Origin of the sequence: Saccharothrix sp. CB00851 (assembly GCF_001905065.1) — a bacterium.
GTDB lineage: Bacteria > Actinomycetota > Actinomycetes > Mycobacteriales > Pseudonocardiaceae > Actinosynnema.
Window position 1 is genome coordinate 43,346 of record NZ_LWLC01000033.1, and the last position, 15,725, is coordinate 59,070.

Here is a 15,725-nt window from a genome sequence, read left to right on the forward strand (position 1 = left end):
AGCTACCCCTTCACAGCACCCTGCATGATCCCGGCGACGATCTGCCGACCGAGTACGAGGAAGACGATCAGAATCGGGACCGTGGCCATCGTGGTCCCGGCGAGCACGAGCGTTTTGTCGACGTAGTAGCCGCTCTGCAACTTCTCCAGGGCGACCTGCATCGTCGGGTTGTCCGCGTTGAGCACGATCAGCGGCCAGAGGAAGTCGTTCCACGACATCATGAACGTGAAGATGCCCAGCATGGCGGCGGCCGGGCGCACCGCGGGCAGGCACACGTGCCAGAACGTGCGGATCATGCTGCACCCGTCCATGCGGGCCGCCTCGATCAGCTCGTCGGGCACGGCGTCGGCGATGTACTGGCGCATCCAGAACACGCCGAACGCGGTCACCAGGTTGGGGATGATGACCGCACCGAGGGTGCCTGACCAGCCGTACTCGGCCATCACCATGTACAGCGGGATGATGCCGAGCTGCGTGGGCACGGCGAGCGTGGCGACCACGAACACCATGAGCGGGCCGCGGCCCTTGAACCTCAGCTTGGCGAACGCAAACCCGGCCAACGTCGAGAGCACCACCACGGAGAGCGTGACGGTGCCGGAGACGATGATGCTGTTGCCCAGGGCCTTCCAGAACGGGATGGTGTCCAGCACCCGTGCCGCGTTGGTGAAGAACTTCCCGCCGGGCAGCAGGGGCGCCTCGGCGGTGAACTCCGCGTCGTCGTGGCTGGCCACCAGGAACGACCAGTAGAACGGGAACGCCGACCCGAGGATGAAGGCGATCAGGATCCCGTAGACGGTGAAGCCCGGGCGCCGCTCGGACAGCGACACCGCCTTCGAGCGCCTCCGCTTGGTCTTGTCCCCGGTGGCGCTCGGCGCCGGGCGATCGGTGATGGTGGCCATCACGCCTCCCCACTGGACGCGAGCCTGCGGGTGAGCAGGAAGTTGATCCCCGCGATCGCGATGATGACGATGAACAGGATCCAGGCCATCGCCGAGGCGTAGCCGAGGTCGAGGCGCTGGAAGCCCGCCTGGTACATGTAGAGCACGACCGTCTGGTACTGGTGGGTCGCGCCGCCGTTGGCACCCGCCGAGGGCGAGAACAGCAACGGCTCGGTGAAGATCTGCAGACCGCCGATGGTCGACGTGACGATCACGAAGATCAGCGTGGGCCGCAGCATCGGCAGCGTGATGCTGAGGAACTGGCGCACCTTGCTCGCGCCGTCGACCCAGGCCGCCTCGTAGACGTCGCGCGGGATGGCCTGCATGGCCGCCAGCACGATCAGGGCGTTGTAGCCCGTCCAGCGCCAGTTGACCATGGTCGCGATGGCCACGTGGCTCCACCAGCGATCGGCCTGCCAGTCGATCCGGTCGAAGCCGAAGAACTCGACGATGTTGTTGATGGTGCCGTACTGCACGCCGAACAGGTCGCCGAAGATGATGGTCAGGGCGACGAGGCTGGCCACGTAAGGCAGCAGCACGCCCATCCGCCAGCCGGTCCGCCCGCGCAGGGCGGTGTTGAGCAGCGCCGCCAGCAGCACCGCGATGATCACCTGCGGGATCGTCGAGATCGCGAAGATGCTGAACGTGTTGACCATCGCGTTCCAGAACTGCGAGTCGGCCAACAGCTCGGTGTAGTTCTCGATACCGACGAACGGCTGCTCGTCCGCGCCCAGCTCCCACTCGAACAGGGAGATGTAGGCGGTGTAGAGCAGCGGGAACAGGCCCACCACCGCGAACAGCACGAAGAACGGGGCGATGTACAGGTACGGCGAGACCTTCACGTCCAGGCGGTTGAGCCGGTAGCGCAGGCTCAGCTTCCCCGGACCGATGTCATCGTTGTCGTCGCGCCGCGGCGGGCGGGGCTCAGCGCCCCGCCCGCGCGCGACCGAAAGCTCGGTCGTCATTACTTGACAGCCTTCTTGGCTCCCTCGACGACCTGCTTCCAGGCTTCCTCAGGGGAGGTGCCCTGCTCGACCGAGGTCAGCGCCGGGGACACGATGTTGTCCTGGATGTCGCCGTCCTTCGGGCCCTTGTACTGGGCCGCCGCGACCTTGTTGGCCTGCTCGGCGAACAGCATGCCGACCTTCTCGCCACCGAAGTACTCGCTGGTCTGGTTGAGCAGCTCGGGCGAGATCAGGGCCTCGGTCTGGCTCGGGAAGGTGCCCTTGGCCTTGAACGCCTTGATCTGCTGCTCGGGCGCGGTCAGCCACGCGGCCAGCTTGGCGGCCTCGGCCTTGTTCTTGCCCTGCTTCGGGACGGTCAGGAACGAGCCGCCCCAGTTGCCGCCGCCGCCGGGGAACGCCGCGGTGACGGCCCACTTGCCCTTGTGCTCGGGGCCGGCGTTGCCCTCGATGACACCCAGCATCCAGGACGGGCAGGTCTTCGTGGCGAACGCGGACTCCTTGAAGCCCTTCTGCCACTCCGGGCTCCACGCGGAGAGCTTGGCCGACTGGCCGCGCGCGACCGCGCCGGAGACCTGGTCGAAGATCTTCTTGTCGTTGTTGGTCTCGATCACGAGCTTGTCGTCGCGGTCGAAGTACCCGGTCTCTTCCTGGTTGTGCATCGGGTTGAAGATCTGGGCGGCCGAGTCGAACCACGGCTTGCCGGTCTTCTGCACGTAGGTGTCACCGGCCTGGAAGTACGAGTCCCAGGTGGCGAACAGGGCCTTGACGCCCTCGGGGTCGGACGGCAGGCCGGCGGCCTCCAGCATGTCCTTGCGGTAGCACATGGCCAGCGGGCCGATGTCGGTGCCGTAGCCGATGAGCTTGTCGTCCTTGGTGGTGACCGCGTCGACCTTCCACTGCAGCCAGCGGTCCTCGCGGACGTCCTTCGGGCCGATCTCCTTGAGGTTCTCGAACTGGCCCGACTTGGCCATGACCTGGCTCAGGAAGCCCTCTTCGACGGCCTCGACGTCGGCGAGGCCGGAGCCGGCGCCCAGCTTGGTGAACAGGTTCTGGTGGTGCGGCGCGGCCTGGCCGGTCTTGCGCTGCGTGACCTTGACGTTCGGGTTCGCGGCCTCGTACTCCTTGAGGAGCTCTTCGTAGCCGAACTCGTTGAAGGTCGCGATGGTCAGCTCGACCTTGCCATCAGGCGACGTGCCGGACCCTCCCGAGCCACAGGCCGTGGCGACTGCGGCAAGCACTGCGGTGCAGGCCAGGACTTTGGCCAAGCCCGCTCGACGGTAGCGCACGAGAACTCCTCAGTTGATCGGCGGTGAACGTTCTGGGAGCGCTCCCAGGTTTTGGGGGAGTGTGGTTCGCGCCACGGAGTTGTGTCAAGCTCCCGTGTCCGCGCTGTTACCGACGTTGCGACGTTTGCCCTGCTGGACCGATTCTGGTAGCCGTGCGCCCAGTGGTCCGTTCAGGCACTGTTCGTAGACCGGTCGGACACGCTCGGTTCATCTCCGCGCCGAACGGCCCGGAAAAGATTCACGAGACGCGAACCCACTCTCCCGCCACCAGTGTGCACCGGAAGTGTGCACGGGTCGGACACCACCCCACCGCGAGTCGCGGACGTGACCCGTCGAGTGGTCCGGTCGGGTAGCGCGAGTCGGCCGGCCGGGGGTCGACACCGGCCGGCCGAGTCACCTGGCGGACGGCCCACCGGAGCACGGCGACACGTCCATTCGAGACCAATGGTCCACTTCTGCGCCGCGTCACGCGTGAACGACGCGCGAATATAGGGGCACCCCTCATTATCACCGCGTTATCGATGCTTTCCGATGACGCCAATCCCTCACGAAGACGTGCCGCGGCGGATCAGCGGCCGTCCTCGAGATCACCCTCGGTTTCCAGGTACGCCTTTCGCAGCGCGGCCAGCGTCTCGGCCTCCGGGTGCTCCCACATACCCCGTTCGGCCGCCTCCAGGAGGCGTTCGGAGATGCCGTGCAGCGCCCACGGGTTGGACCGCTCCAGGAACTCCCGGTTCACCGGGTCCAGCACGTAGCTCGCCGCGAGCCGCTCGTACATCCAGTCGGCGACCACGCCGGTGGTGGCGTCGTAGCCGAACAGGTAGTCGACGGTCGCGGCGAGTTCGAACGCGCCCTTGTAACCGTGCTTGCGCATCGCGGCCAACCACCGCGGGTTGACCACGCGGGCGCGGAACACCCGGTTCGTCTCCTCGTGCAGCGTCCTGGTCCGCACCGCGTCGGGCCGCGTGCTGTCGCCGACATAAGCCGCGGGCGCTTTTCCGGTCAACGCGCGCACGGTGGCGACCATTCCGCCGTGGTATTGGAAGTAATCGTCCGAATCGGCGATGTCGTGTTCCCGGGTGTCGATGTTCTTCGCCGCGACCGCGATGCGCTTGTAGGCGCTCTCCATGGCCGGACGCGCTTCGACCCCGTCGAGTTCACGGCCGTACGCGTAGCCGCCCCAGACCGCGTACACCTCGGCGAGATCGGCGTCGTCGCGCCAGTTCCGGCTGTCGATCAACGGGAGCAGGCCGGCGCCGTACGCGCCCGGTTTGCTGCCGAAGATGCGCATTGTCGCGCGGCGCGGGTCGTTGTGCTGCGCGAGATCGGCTTGGGCGTGCGCCCGGACGTAGTTGTCCGCGGCCGACTCGTCCAGGTTCGCCACCAGTCGCACCGCGTCGTCGATCAGTGCCACTACGTGCGGGAATGCGTCGCGGAAGAACCCGCTGATGCGGACCGTGACGTCGATTCGCGGCCGGTTCAACTCGGCGAGCGGTATCACTTCCAGACCCGTCACCCGGCGGGACCGCTCATCCCATTCGGGCCGGACGCCGAGCAGGGCCAGCACCTCGGCGATGTCGTCACCGGCCGTGCGCATGGCGCTGGTGCCCCAGACCGACAGGCCGACCGACGGCGGCCACTCCCCCGTGTCCGCGCGGTAACGCTCCAGCAACGAGTCGGCCATCGCCTGGCCGGTCTCCCAGGCCAGCCGGGACGGCACCGCCTTGGGGTCGACCGAGTAGAAGTTCCGGCCGGTCGGCAGCACGTTCACCAGGCCGCGCAGCGGCGAGCCGCTGGGACCGGCCGGGACGTAGCCGCCGTCCAGCGCGTGCAGCACGTTGGTCAGCTCGTCGGTGGTGCGGGCGAGCCGGGGCACGACCTCCAGCGCGGCGAACTCCAGCACGCGCGCCACGTCCTCGCTGTCGGTGACGGCGCTGGCCGCGTTCACGTCCCAATTGGCGTCTTCCATGGCCTGCACGAGCGCGCGGGCCCGTTCCTCGACGCGGTCGGTGCCCGTCCGGTCGTTGCCGCCCTCGGCCAGGCCGAGCGCCTCGCGCAGGCCGGGCAGGGCGGCGACCCGGCCCGCCCACATCTGCTTGGCCTGCAGGATCGACAGCACCAGGTTGACCCTGGTCTCGCCGGTCGGCGCGGCGCCCAGGACGTGCAGGCCGTCGCGGATCTGGACGTCCTTGACCTCACACAGCCAGCCGTCGACGTGCAGGATCAGCTCGTCGAACTCCGCGTCGTGCGGCCGGTCGGCGATGCCCAGGTCGTGGTCGAGCTTGGCGGCCTGGATCAAGGTCCAGATCTGGGCCCGGATCGCGGGCAGCTTCGCCGGGTCCATCGCGGCGATGTTGCCGTGCTCGTCCAGCAGCTGCTCCAGCCGGGCGATGTCGCCGTAGCTGTCGGCCCTGGCCATCGGCGGCACGAGGTGGTCGACCAGGGTGGCGTGCGCCCGCCGCTTCGCCTGGGTGCCCTCGCCAGGGTCGTTGACCAGGAACGGGTAGATCAGCGGCAGGTCGCCCAGCGCCGCGTCCGGGCCGCAGCCCGCCGACAGGCCGACCGTCTTGCCCGGCAGCCACTCCAGGTTGCCGTGCTTGCCGACGTGCACCACGGCGTCGGCGCGGAACTCGTCCTCCAGCCAGCGGTAGGCGGCCAGGTAGTGGTGGCTCGGCGGCAGGTCGGGGTCGTGGTAGATGGCGATCGGGTTCTCGCCGAAGCCGCGCGGCGGCTGGACCATGACCACGACGTTGCCCGAGCGCAGGGCGGCCAGCACGATCTCGCCGTCGCGGTCGCGCGACCGGTCCACGAACAGCTCGCCGGGGGCCTCGCCCCAGTGCCGTTCCATCTCCTCGCGGGTGTCCTCGGGCAGGGTGGCGTACCACTGCCGGTAGCGGGACGCGGGCAGCCGCACGGGGTTGCCCTGCAGCTGCTCCTCGGTGAGCCAGTCGGCGTCCTGGCCGCCGGCGGCGATGAGGGCGTGGATCAGCGCGTCGCCGTCGAGGTCGGCCACGCCGGGCAGCTCGTCACCGATGTCGTAGCCGTGCTCCTCCATCGCGGCGAGCAGCCGGACCACGCTGGCCGGGGTGTCCAGGCCGACCGCGTTGCCGATGCGGGAGTGCTTGGTCGGGTACGCCGACAGCATGACGGCGATCCGCCGTTCGGCCGGCGGGATGTGGCGCAGCCTGCCGTGGCGCACGGCGATGCCCGCGACCCGCGCGGCGCGTTCGGAGTCGGCGACGTAGACGGTGAGACCGTCCTCGTCGACCTCCTTGAACGAGAACGGCACCGTGATGATCCGGCCGTCGAACTCCGGGATCGCCACCTGCGTAGCGGTGTCCAAAGGGGACAGACCGTCGTCGTTGTCGTCCCAGGAGGCACGGCTGCTCGTCAGGCACAGGGCCTGCAGGATCGGCACGTCGAGGGCCGCCAGCGCGCCCACGTCCCACGCGTCGTCGTCACCACCGGCGGAGGCCGCGGCGGGCTGGGTGCCGCCGGCCGCCAGCACCGTCACCACCAGCGCGTCGGCTTTGCCCAGTTCGGCCAGCAGCTCCGGCTCGGCCGTGCGCAGCGAGGCGCAGTAGACCGGCAGCGGACGGCCGCCCTTGGCCACGATGGCGTCGCACAGGGCGTGCACGAACGCCGTGTTCCCGGCCACGTGGTGGGCGCGGTAGTACAGCACCGCGATGGTCGGGCCCTCCGCCGCGGCGGTGGTCCGATCTTCGGCCCCGGCGAGGGCACGCTCCAGCAGGCCCCAGGTGGGCGTCGGCTCGGGCGGCGCGAAACCGTGCCCGGTGAGCAGCACCGTGTCGGACAGGAAGTGGTGCAGCTGGGCGAGGTTCACCGCGCCGCCGTGCGCCAGGTACGCGTGCGCCTCCGCGCACACACCGCCGGGCACCGTCGACAGCTCCATCAGCGGCGCGTCGGGGTTCTGCTCGCCGCCCAGCACGACGACCGGCAGGCCGGAGGCGAGCAGCCGGTCCAGCCCTTCCTCCCACATCCGGCGACCGCCGAGGATGCGCACCACCACCAGGTCGACGCCGTCCACCAGTGCCGGCAGGTCGTCCACGGCGGTGCGGGCGGGGTTGGCCAGGCGGTAGTCGGCGCCACTCGCGCGGGCGGACAGCAGGTCCGTGTCGGAGGTCGACAACAGCAGGATCACGTGCGGGCTCCATCCCTCGGGGGTCCTCGCCCCGGTCGTAGGGGACGGCGAGCGGAGTTCCTGACTCCCGGGGCCTCACCCGGTCACAGTGGCGGGACCGCGCCGGATTCACACCGGCTTCCTCCTGCTGCTTCGCCGTTCGGTGGTCACCCTAACGGCAGTTAGCATCCAGTCCATGCCCGCGGATCGAACTCACCCGGACGCCTGCCCCGGCGCCGTCGACGTGCACCACGCCGCCGATGGCGGGCTGGCGCGCGTCCGAGTGCCCGGTGGGACGTTGAGCGCGGCGCAGGTCGACGTGCTGCGGACCGCGGCGATCGAGCTCGGTGACGGGTTCCTCGAGTTGACCTCGCGGGCGAACGTGCAGATCAGAGGCCTGGCGCCGGGGGCGGAGCACGAGCTGGGCGCCCGGTTGGCCGAGGTCGGCCTGCTGCCGTCGCGGACCCACGAGCGGATGCGGAACATCGTCGCCGTGCCGATGGAGGACAACCAGGCGCTGGTCGACGCGATCGACGCGGCGTTGCGCGCGGTGCCGGAGTTGGCGTCCCTGCCGGGGAGATTCCTGGTCACGGTGGGTGGCGCGGTGAGCGGCCTGTCGGGTGACGTCGGGCTCGTCGGTAACGCGTTGTTGCTGGCGGGGCGGGATTCCGGGCTGCGCTTGACCGATCCGGTCGACGCCGTGGTGACCGCCGCGCGGCTGTTCGGGGAGATCCGCGGCGACGCGTGGCGGCTGTCCGAAGTGGACGGCGGTGTGCGGAAGATCACGGCGGCGTTGGGCGTTCCGGGTGACGAGCGGATCGAGCCGGGTGTGACGCCCGTCGCACCGGGCCCGCACGGTCCGGTGGTCGTGGCGGGCGTGCCGTTCGGGCGGTGGGACGCGCGGCTGCTCGCCGGCGTGCCGGTGCGGCTCACGCCGTGGCGCAGCGTGGTGCTGCCGGCCGGGAGCGATACCAGCGGCTTGTTCACGTCGCCGGACTCGCCCTGGCACGGCGTCAGCGCCTGCACCGGCCGCCCGGGGTGCGTGAAGTCGCTGGCCGACGTGCGCGCCGACGCGACCCGGTGGGTCGACGTTCGGACCGCGCCCGGTCGGGTGCACTGGTCGGGTTGCGCACGCCGGTGCGGACGCCCCGCCGGCGACGTGGTGGAGTTCGTCGCGACCGGCGACGGCTACGAGGAGATCAGGTGACCAGCTACGTCAAGGACGGCGCGGAGATCTACCGCCGGTCCTTCGCCACCATCCGCGCCGAGGCAGACCTGGCGCGGTTCCCGGACGACGTCGCCCGGGTGGTGGTGCGGATGATCCACGCCTGCGGCATGGTCGACCTGGTTGGTGACGTCGACTTCTCGCCGAACGTGGTGCGCGACGCGCGGGCCGCGCTGCTGGCCGGTGCGCCGATCCTGTGCGACGCGCAGATGGTCGCCGCGGGCGTGACGCGGCGGAGGCTGCCCGCGGACAACGAGGTCGTGTGCACGTTGGGCGATCCGCGTGTGCCGGGGTTGGCGGCGGAGCTGGGCAACACGCGCAGCGCGGCGGCGTTGGAGCTGTGGGCGGACAAGCTGGCCGGTGCGGTGGTGGCCATCGGCAACGCGCCGACGGCGTTGTTCCACCTGCTGGACATGATCGCGGCGGGCGCCGCTCGGCCGGCCGCCGTGCTGGGGGTGCCGGTGGGGTTCATCGGTGCCGCGGAGTCGAAGGACGCGCTGGCGGCCAACGACCTCGGGCTGGAGTACCTCGTCGTGCGCGGTCGGCGCGGTGGCAGCGCCATGACCGCGGCGGCGCTCAACGCGATCGCGAGCGAGGAAGAATGACGGGCAGGCTGTACGGGGTCGGTGTCGGTCCGGGCGACCCGGAGCTGGTGACCGTCAAGGCGGCGCGGCTGATCGGCGAGGCGGACGTCGTCGTCTTCCACAGCGCGCGGCACGGGCGCAGCGTGGCCCGCCGGATCGCCGCGCCGTACCTGCGGGACGGGCAGATCGAGGAGCAGCTGGTCTACCCCGTCACGACCGAGGACTCCGACGACTACCAGGGCGAGATCGACGCGTTCTACGAGGAGTGCGCGGCCCGGTTGGCCGCGCACCTGGACGCCGGGCGCACGGTGGTGGTGCTGGCAGCCGGTGACCCGTTCTTCTACGGCTCGTACATGCACCTGCACAAGCGGTTGGCGCACCGGTACGAGGCCGAGGTCGTGCCCGGTGTGACGTCGGTGAGCGCCGGTGCGGCGGTGATCGGGCGGCCGCTGGTGGAGCGGGACGAGGTGCTGACCGTGCTGCCGGGCACGTTGTCGGCGGACGCGCTGGTGGAGCACCTGGCCGGTGGCGACCCGGTGGCGATCATGAAGCTGGGGCGGACGTTCCCTCAGGTGCGCGAGGCGTTGGCGCGGGCGGGGCGGCTGGACGAGGCCTGGTACGTGGAGCGGGCGACGACCGGGGCGCAGCGCACCGCGCCGCTGTCCGAAGTGGACGCCGACGGTGTGCCGTACTTCTCGTTGGCGTTGCTGCCGAGCAAGCCCGCGGTCCGTTCGGCGGGTGAAGGCCGGGTGGTGGTGGTCGGTCTCGGTCCGGCCGGGCCCGAGTGGTTGACGCCGCAGGCCCGGCGGGCGCTGGCGGAGGCCGACGACCTGGTCGGGTACGTGACCTACCTGGACCGGGTGCCGGTGAACCCGCGGCAGCGGCGGCACGCGTCGGACAACAAGGTGGAGGCCGAGCGGGCGGCGTTCGCGCTGGACCTCGCCAAGCGCGGGCGGCGGGTCGCGGTGGTGTCGTCCGGCGACCCGGGCGTGTTCGCGATGGCCAGCGCGGTGCTGGAGGTGGCGACCGAGGAGCAGTTCGCGGACGTGCCGGTGACCGTGCTGCCGGGGTTGACCGCGGCGCACGCGGTGGCCAGCCGGGTCGGCGCGCCGCTGGGGCACGACTACTGCGTGGTGTCGCTGTCGGACCGGCTCAAGCCGTGGGAGGTCATCGAGGAGCGGCTGGAGGCGGCGGCGAAGGCTGATCTCGTGCTGGCGATCTACAACCCGGCCTCGCGCAGCCGCACGTGGCAGGTGGAGAAGGCGCGGGACCTGCTGCTGCGGCACCGCTCCCCCGACACGCCGGTGGTCGTCGGGCGGGACGTCGGCGGGCCGGAGGAGACCGTGCGGGTGGTGCGGTTGGCGGACCTCGACGCGTCCACTGTGGACATGCGATGCCTGCTGCTGATCGGCTCGTCGCAGACGACGGTCAGCGCGCGCGGCACGGTGTTCACCCCGCGCCGCTACCCCGGGTGAGCCAGTCGAGCGCCTCGGCCACCGTCTCCACCAGCGGCGCGTCCGGTGGCGGCGGTCGGCGCACGACGACGACCGGGAGGCCGAGGTGACGTGCGGCGGTGAGCTTGGCCGCGGTCATCTCCCCGCCGCTGTCCTTGGTGACCAGGACTTCGACCCGGTGCTCGCGCATCAGCCGGAGTTCGCCGTCCACTGTGTACGGGCCGCGGTTTAGGACCAGGGTGAGGCGGGGGTTCGGCGGGTCGGGTGGGTCGACGGTGCGGGCCACGCCGCTGGTGAACGCGGCCAGCTCCTGGCGGCCGGTGGTGATGAACGCCCGGCGGTCGGCGACGAGCGCGGCGGCCTCGGCGACGCTGTCCACGTACCGCCAGTCGTCCTGGGATGGCCAGCCGGGGCGGCGCAGCACGAGGAACGGCGTGCCGGTCGCGGTGGTGGCGGCCAGGGCGTTGGTCGTGATGCGGTCGGCGAACGGGTGCGTCGCGTCCACGACGGTGTCGACGTGCTCGGCGCGCAGGTAGGCGATCATGCCGTCGACACCGCCGAAGCCGCCGACGCGGACCTCGCCGTCGGGCAGCTTCGGGTCCGCGACCCGGCCGGCCAGCGACGAGATCACCCGCACGTCGGTGAGCGCGGCGGTGAGTGCGGCGGCGAGTGCGCGGGCCTCGCCCGTGCCACCCAGTACCAGCACGGTCTGCACGGCTGTTGCATCCTGTCGTCGTGAGCACGAACCTGCGCTTCGGCTGGACCACCGGCGCCTGCGCCACGGCCGCCACCACGGCGGCGTACACGGCGCTGCTCACCGGTGAGTTCCCCGACCCGGTGGGGATCGTACTGCCGAAGGGGCAGGCGCCGTCGTTCGCGCTGGCCCGTGAAGCGCTGGGCTCCGGCGAGGCATTCGCGGCGATCGTCAAGGACGCGGGCGACGACCCGGACGTCACGCACAACGCGGTCGTCGGTGCCACGGTCCGGCACGGCTCTCCGGGCAGCGGCGTGGTGTTCGAGGCGGGACCCGGGGTGGGCACGGTGACCAAGCCGGGCTTGCCGTTGGCGGTCGGCGAACCGGCGATCAACCCGGTGCCGCGGCAGATGATGCGTGAGCACGTGGCACGGGTGGCTCTTGAGCACGGCGGCAGCGGTGACGTGGTCGTGACGGTTTCGGTCGAGCACGGCGAGGAGCTGGCGCGCAGGACGTGGAACCCCCGGCTGGGGATCCTGGGCGGGCTGTCGATCCTGGGCACGACGGGGATCGTGGTGCCGTACTCGTGCTCGGCGTGGATCGACAGCATCCGGCGCGGCATCGACGTGGCGCGGGCGCAGGGGTACGAGCACGTGGCCGGCTGCACCGGCAGCACGTCGGAGAAGGTGGCGGCGGAGGTGCACGGCCTGCCGGAGGACGCGTTGCTGGACATGGGCGACTTCGCCGGCGCCGTGCTGAAGTACCTGCGCCGCCACCCCGTGCCGCGGCTGACCGTCGCGGGTGGGATCGGGAAGCTGTCCAAGCTGGCTGACGGCCACTTGGACCTGCACTCGGGCCGTTCTCAGGTGAACCTGGGGTTCCTGGCGTCCCTCGTAAACGATCCCGCCCTGGCGGTGGCGATCATGGGGGCCAATACGGCGCTCGGTGCTTTGCAACTGTGCCAGAGCGCGGGGGTGCCGTTGGGTGACCTGGTCGCGGAACGGGCCAGGGCGACGGCCGACGGCGTGCTGCGTGGCGCACCGGTCACTGTGGACGTCATCGTCATCGACCGAGCGGGCACCATCGTCGGCCGCGCCTGATCCACAGGCACCCGTCGACGGGCCGATCTTGTCGGTGTCCGCCGGTAGAATGGAAAACGGGGGGATCCCCGCGCCCGGGATGGTCTTCGAGCAGGTCACGACCGGCAGCGGGTGGTGGAGTAGAGGTGGCTGTCGGGGAAGCCCTCGGCGGTCAGGACGCGGCCCACGACGATGACGGCGGTGCGCTTCACGGCCGCGTCCCGCACCTGGTCGGCGATGTCGGCGAGGGTGCCGCGCAGGACCAGTTCGTCCTCGCGACTGGCCCGTGCGACCACGGCGACCGGGCAGTCCGAGCCGTAGTTCGGCCGCAGGTCGGCCACTACCTCCTCGATCCGCTGCACCGCCAAGTGCAGCACGAGCGTGGCCCCGGACCGGCCGAGCGTGGCCAGGTCCTCCCCCGCCGGCATCGGGGTGGCGCGGGCCGACGTGCGGGTCAGGATGATCGTCTGGCCGACACCCGGCACGGTCAGTTCGCGGTTCAGCGAGGCGGCCGCGGCGGCGAAGGCGGGGACGCCCGGGGTCACGTCGTAGGCGATGCCCAGGGCGTCCAGGCGGCGCATCTGCTCGGCCATCGCGCTGAACACCGACGGGTCGCCGGAGTGCAGGCGCGCCACGTCGTGACCGGCGGCGTGCGCGGCGGCCAGTTCGGTCGTGATCCGGTCGAGGTCCAGGTTCGCGGTGTCCACCAGTCGGACGTCGGGCGGGCAGTGTTCGAGCACCTCGACCGGCACCAGCGCGCCCGCGTACAGGCAGACCGGCGACTCGGCGATGAGCCGTGCCGCCCGCAGCGTCAGCAGGTCGGCGGCGCCGGGTCCGGCGCCGATGAAGTGGACGGTCACGCGTTCTCCTTGGTCATGACCCACGTGGTCACGGGCATCTGCGGGCGCCAGCCGGTGAACCCGCCGATCGCGGTCGCCCGGCTCACCTCGATCCTGGTCAGGTCGCCGCCCAACCGGGCGCGCCACCGGGTCAGCACGGCCTCCGACTCCAGTGTCACGGCGTTGGCCACCAACCGCCCGCCCGGCTCGAGCACGTCCCAACAGCGCTCGACCACCCCGTCGGCGGTGAGGCCACCACCGATGAACACCGCGTCGGGCGGCTCCAGGTCCAACGCTTCCGGTGACTCCCCCACCACCACCTCGACCCCCGGCACACCGAGCTTGACCGCGTTCCGCGTGATCCGCGCGGCGCGCTCCGGGTCCCGCTCCACCGCGATCGCCCGACACCGCGGGTGGGTCCGGCACCACTCGACCGCGATGCTGCCCGCACCGGCCCCGACGTCCCACAGCAGCTCACCGGGACGGGGCGCGAGCAGCGCCAACGTCACCGCCCGCACCTCGCGCTTGGTCAACTGCCCGTCGTGCTCGTAGACCTCGTCCGGCCGTCCCGGCGTCAACGACTCGCCGCCCGCACCGCACTCCACCGCGAGCACGTGCAGCGGATCGGCGTCGTCGAGCGAGTGGTGCACCCGCTCCCCCGGCCCGCCCAGCTGCTCCAGCACGGTCAGCCGCGCGCCCGGCGCCAACTCGGCCACCTCGCGCGGATCGCCACCGAGCACCAGCACGCGCCGCCCGGGGTGCAGGTGCGGCACGACGAGCGCGGCGGGCTTGCCGACCAGGCTGACCACGTCCACGTCGTCCAACGCCCACCCCAAGCGCGCGCACGCCAACGACACCGACGACGGGTGCGGCACGACCCGCACCGGGCCCAGCAGCCGCACCACCGTGGTGCCGATGCCGTGGAACATCGGGTCGCCGCTGGCCAGCACCCCGACCCGCCTGCCCTCGTGGCGGGCCAGCAGCCCGGGCAGGGCGGGCACCAGCGGCGACGGCCACGGCACCCGTTCGAACTCGCCCGGGACCAGGTCGAGCTGCCGTGCGCTGCCCATCAGCACCTCGCACGACTCGATCTCGTGCCGTGACGCGGGCGGCAGGCCGTCCCAGCCGTCGGCCCCGATGCCGATGACCGTGACGCTCACACCGTCCCCAAGGCGCGGGTGACGGCGATCTCGATCACCACGCGTTCGGGGTTGGGCCGTGGCGTGCGGTAGCGCTCGGCGTAACGCCGTTCGGCGTCCCGCACCACCTCGGGCTCCCGGCGGACGACGGCGCGTCCCTCCAACGTCGCCCAGCGACGTCCGTCCACTTGGCACACCGCCACGGGAGCGGAGCCCGCCGCGAGGATCTGCCGGACCTTGTGCGACGCGCCCGACGTGATCACCCTGGCGGTGGCCGTGTCCACGTCCAGCGTGACGCCGACCGGCACGACGTGCGGCGTGCCGTCCGGGCGGATCGTGGTCAGCGTGCACAGGTGGCGCTCGGTCCAGAACGCCCGGAAGTCCTCGCCCTTGCTCGACAACATGCGTGCATCATGCGGCACGCACGGGCTATGGTGGAAAACGTGACGCGCCGATTTAGCCACCCCCGGCCGGGAGACCCGGCCGCCGGGGGCGTGCGCTAGTTCACGTGGTCCCGGTGGCGGGACCGGTCAGGGGGACACCTCTCCGGCCAAGCCACCGTTCGAAGGGACCACCCCCGATGCCTCGCGACCTCAGCGACCCCACGTACGGGCCGCACGCCGTGCAACTGCTGGTGGACGAGATCCTCGCCGCCCTCCCGGGTGAGCAGCGCGTGCTGCGTGATCACCCGGAGGTGTCGGTCGACGACAACTACACCGCGTTGGGCTACCCACCCGACGCCATCACCCGCGACGCCCGTTACACGCGCTACACCAGCGAGAACCGCATGCTGCGCAGCCACACGACCGCCATGGTCCCGCCGGCCCTGCGCCTGCTCGGCACCCAGGACGGCTGGGACGACGTGGTGCTGGCGTGCGTCGGCATGGTGTACCGCCGTGACGCCGTCGACCGCGTCCACTCGGGCACCCCGCACCAACTCGACCTGTGGCGGATCTCCCACCACCAGGCCGACCTGGACGACCTGATCGACACCGTGATCACCACCGCCCTACCGGGCCACCGCTACCGCACGACACCCGCGACCCACCCCTACACCACGTCGGGACGGCAGGTGGACGTCCTGGTGGACGGCGAGTGGCTGGAGGTCGCCGAGTGCGGCCGGGCGGCCCGCCACGTCCTGCGCCGCGCCTGGCTCCCCGACCACGTGCACCGCCTGGCCCTGGGCGTCGGCCTGGACCGGCTGCTGATGCTGCGCAAGGGCGTCCCCGACATCCGCCTGCTGTCCAACGTCCTGCTGCGCCTGACCCTGCGCCACCCGACCCGGACCCTCACCGACGACGAGGCCAACGCCGCCCGCGACACCGCCCATGCCGCCGTGCACGAGGGTGATCAGCCCCTGCCGCGGGTGGGCTAGGTTCGG

13 protein-coding genes and 1 riboswitch are annotated in these 15,725 nt (G+C 71.4%); of the genes, 5 read left to right on the forward strand and 8 right to left on the reverse strand.

Annotation, left to right across the window (positions count from 1 at the left end; all coding sequences use genetic code 11):
* Window positions 1–2: 2 nt before the first annotated feature.
* The 4 genes from A6A25_RS28545 to cobN all read right to left on the reverse strand — a co-directional run bounded on the left by A6A25_RS28545 (window position 3) and on the right by cobN (window position 7,351).
* A complete protein-coding gene (locus A6A25_RS28545) occupies window positions 3–899 on the reverse strand; it encodes a carbohydrate ABC transporter permease (protein WP_083668758.1) in 897 nt (298 codons plus the stop codon).
* On the reverse strand, window positions 899–1,903 hold the full coding sequence (locus tag A6A25_RS28550) for a carbohydrate ABC transporter permease (RefSeq protein WP_083668759.1): 1,005 nt from the start codon (window positions 1,901–1,903) through the stop codon (window positions 899–901). The genes A6A25_RS28545 and A6A25_RS28550 overlap by 1 nt, the downstream gene beginning before the upstream one ends.
* Window positions 1,903–3,189, reverse strand: a complete 1,287-nt coding sequence (locus A6A25_RS28555) for an ABC transporter substrate-binding protein (protein ID WP_073895409.1) — start codon at window positions 3,187–3,189, stop codon at window positions 1,903–1,905. The genes A6A25_RS28550 and A6A25_RS28555 overlap by 1 nt, the downstream gene beginning before the upstream one ends.
* Window positions 3,190–3,757: 568 nt before the next feature.
* On the reverse strand, window positions 3,758–7,351 hold the full coding sequence (gene cobN, locus A6A25_RS28560) for a cobaltochelatase subunit CobN (protein WP_073895410.1): 3,594 nt from the start codon (window positions 7,349–7,351) through the stop codon (window positions 3,758–3,760).
* 54 nt (window positions 7,352–7,405) lie between these two features.
* Window positions 7,406–7,475, reverse strand: a riboswitch (cobalamin riboswitch).
* Between the two features lie 51 nt (window positions 7,476–7,526).
* Between cobN and A6A25_RS28565 the strand changes: the two genes are divergently transcribed.
* Genes A6A25_RS28565 through A6A25_RS28575 form a run of 3 tightly spaced genes read left to right on the forward strand, consistent with a single transcriptional unit; the run spans window position 7,527 to window position 10,614 of the window.
* Window positions 7,527–8,537, forward strand: a complete 1,011-nt coding sequence (locus A6A25_RS28565; RefSeq protein WP_073895412.1) for a hypothetical protein — start codon at window positions 7,527–7,529, stop codon at window positions 8,535–8,537.
* Window positions 8,534–9,160, forward strand: a complete 627-nt coding sequence (locus A6A25_RS28570; RefSeq protein WP_073895413.1) for a precorrin-8X methylmutase — start codon at window positions 8,534–8,536, stop codon at window positions 9,158–9,160. Before A6A25_RS28565 ends, A6A25_RS28570 begins: the two co-directional genes overlap by 4 nt.
* Window positions 9,157–10,614 (forward strand): precorrin-2 C(20)-methyltransferase, encoded by a 1,458-nt coding sequence (locus tag A6A25_RS28575; protein WP_073895415.1) that lies wholly within the window; start codon window positions 9,157–9,159, stop codon window positions 10,612–10,614. Before A6A25_RS28570 ends, A6A25_RS28575 begins: the two co-directional genes overlap by 4 nt.
* Here the strand turns inward: A6A25_RS28575 and A6A25_RS28580 are convergent.
* Window positions 10,589–11,308 (reverse strand): cobalt-precorrin-6A reductase, encoded by a 720-nt coding sequence (locus A6A25_RS28580; RefSeq protein ID WP_143193469.1) that lies wholly within the window; start codon window positions 11,306–11,308, stop codon window positions 10,589–10,591. The two genes, A6A25_RS28575 and A6A25_RS28580, sit on opposite strands and share 26 nt — an antisense overlap.
* Window positions 11,309–11,328: 20 nt before the next feature.
* Between A6A25_RS28580 and A6A25_RS28585 the strand changes: the two genes are divergently transcribed.
* Window positions 11,329–12,387, forward strand: a complete 1,059-nt coding sequence (locus tag A6A25_RS28585; RefSeq protein ID WP_073895417.1) for a cobalt-precorrin-5B (C(1))-methyltransferase — start codon at window positions 11,329–11,331, stop codon at window positions 12,385–12,387.
* Window positions 12,388–12,482: 95 nt separating this feature from the next.
* Here A6A25_RS28585 and cobM read toward each other — a convergent pair whose 3' ends face one another.
* From cobM to A6A25_RS28600, 3 genes are read right to left on the reverse strand one after another with little or no spacing between them, the layout of a single operon-like run.
* Window positions 12,483–13,226, reverse strand: a complete 744-nt coding sequence (gene cobM, locus A6A25_RS28590; protein WP_073895419.1) for a precorrin-4 C(11)-methyltransferase — start codon at window positions 13,224–13,226, stop codon at window positions 12,483–12,485.
* Complete coding sequence (gene cbiE / locus A6A25_RS28595; RefSeq protein ID WP_073895421.1) at window positions 13,223–14,365, reverse strand: precorrin-6y C5,15-methyltransferase (decarboxylating) subunit CbiE; 1,143 nt, start codon at window positions 14,363–14,365, stop codon at window positions 13,223–13,225. Before cbiE ends, cobM begins: the two co-directional genes overlap by 4 nt.
* Window positions 14,362–14,748, reverse strand: a complete 387-nt coding sequence (locus tag A6A25_RS28600; protein ID WP_073895423.1) for a pyridoxamine 5'-phosphate oxidase family protein — start codon at window positions 14,746–14,748, stop codon at window positions 14,362–14,364. The genes cbiE and A6A25_RS28600 overlap by 4 nt, the downstream gene beginning before the upstream one ends.
* Before the next feature lie 176 nt (window positions 14,749–14,924).
* On the opposite strand from A6A25_RS28600, the gene srmL reads away from it, so the two are divergent.
* Window positions 14,925–15,719 (forward strand): PheS-related mystery ligase SrmL, encoded by a 795-nt coding sequence (gene srmL / locus A6A25_RS28605; RefSeq protein WP_073895425.1) that lies wholly within the window; start codon window positions 14,925–14,927, stop codon window positions 15,717–15,719.
* Window positions 15,720–15,725: the final 6 nt, after the last annotated feature.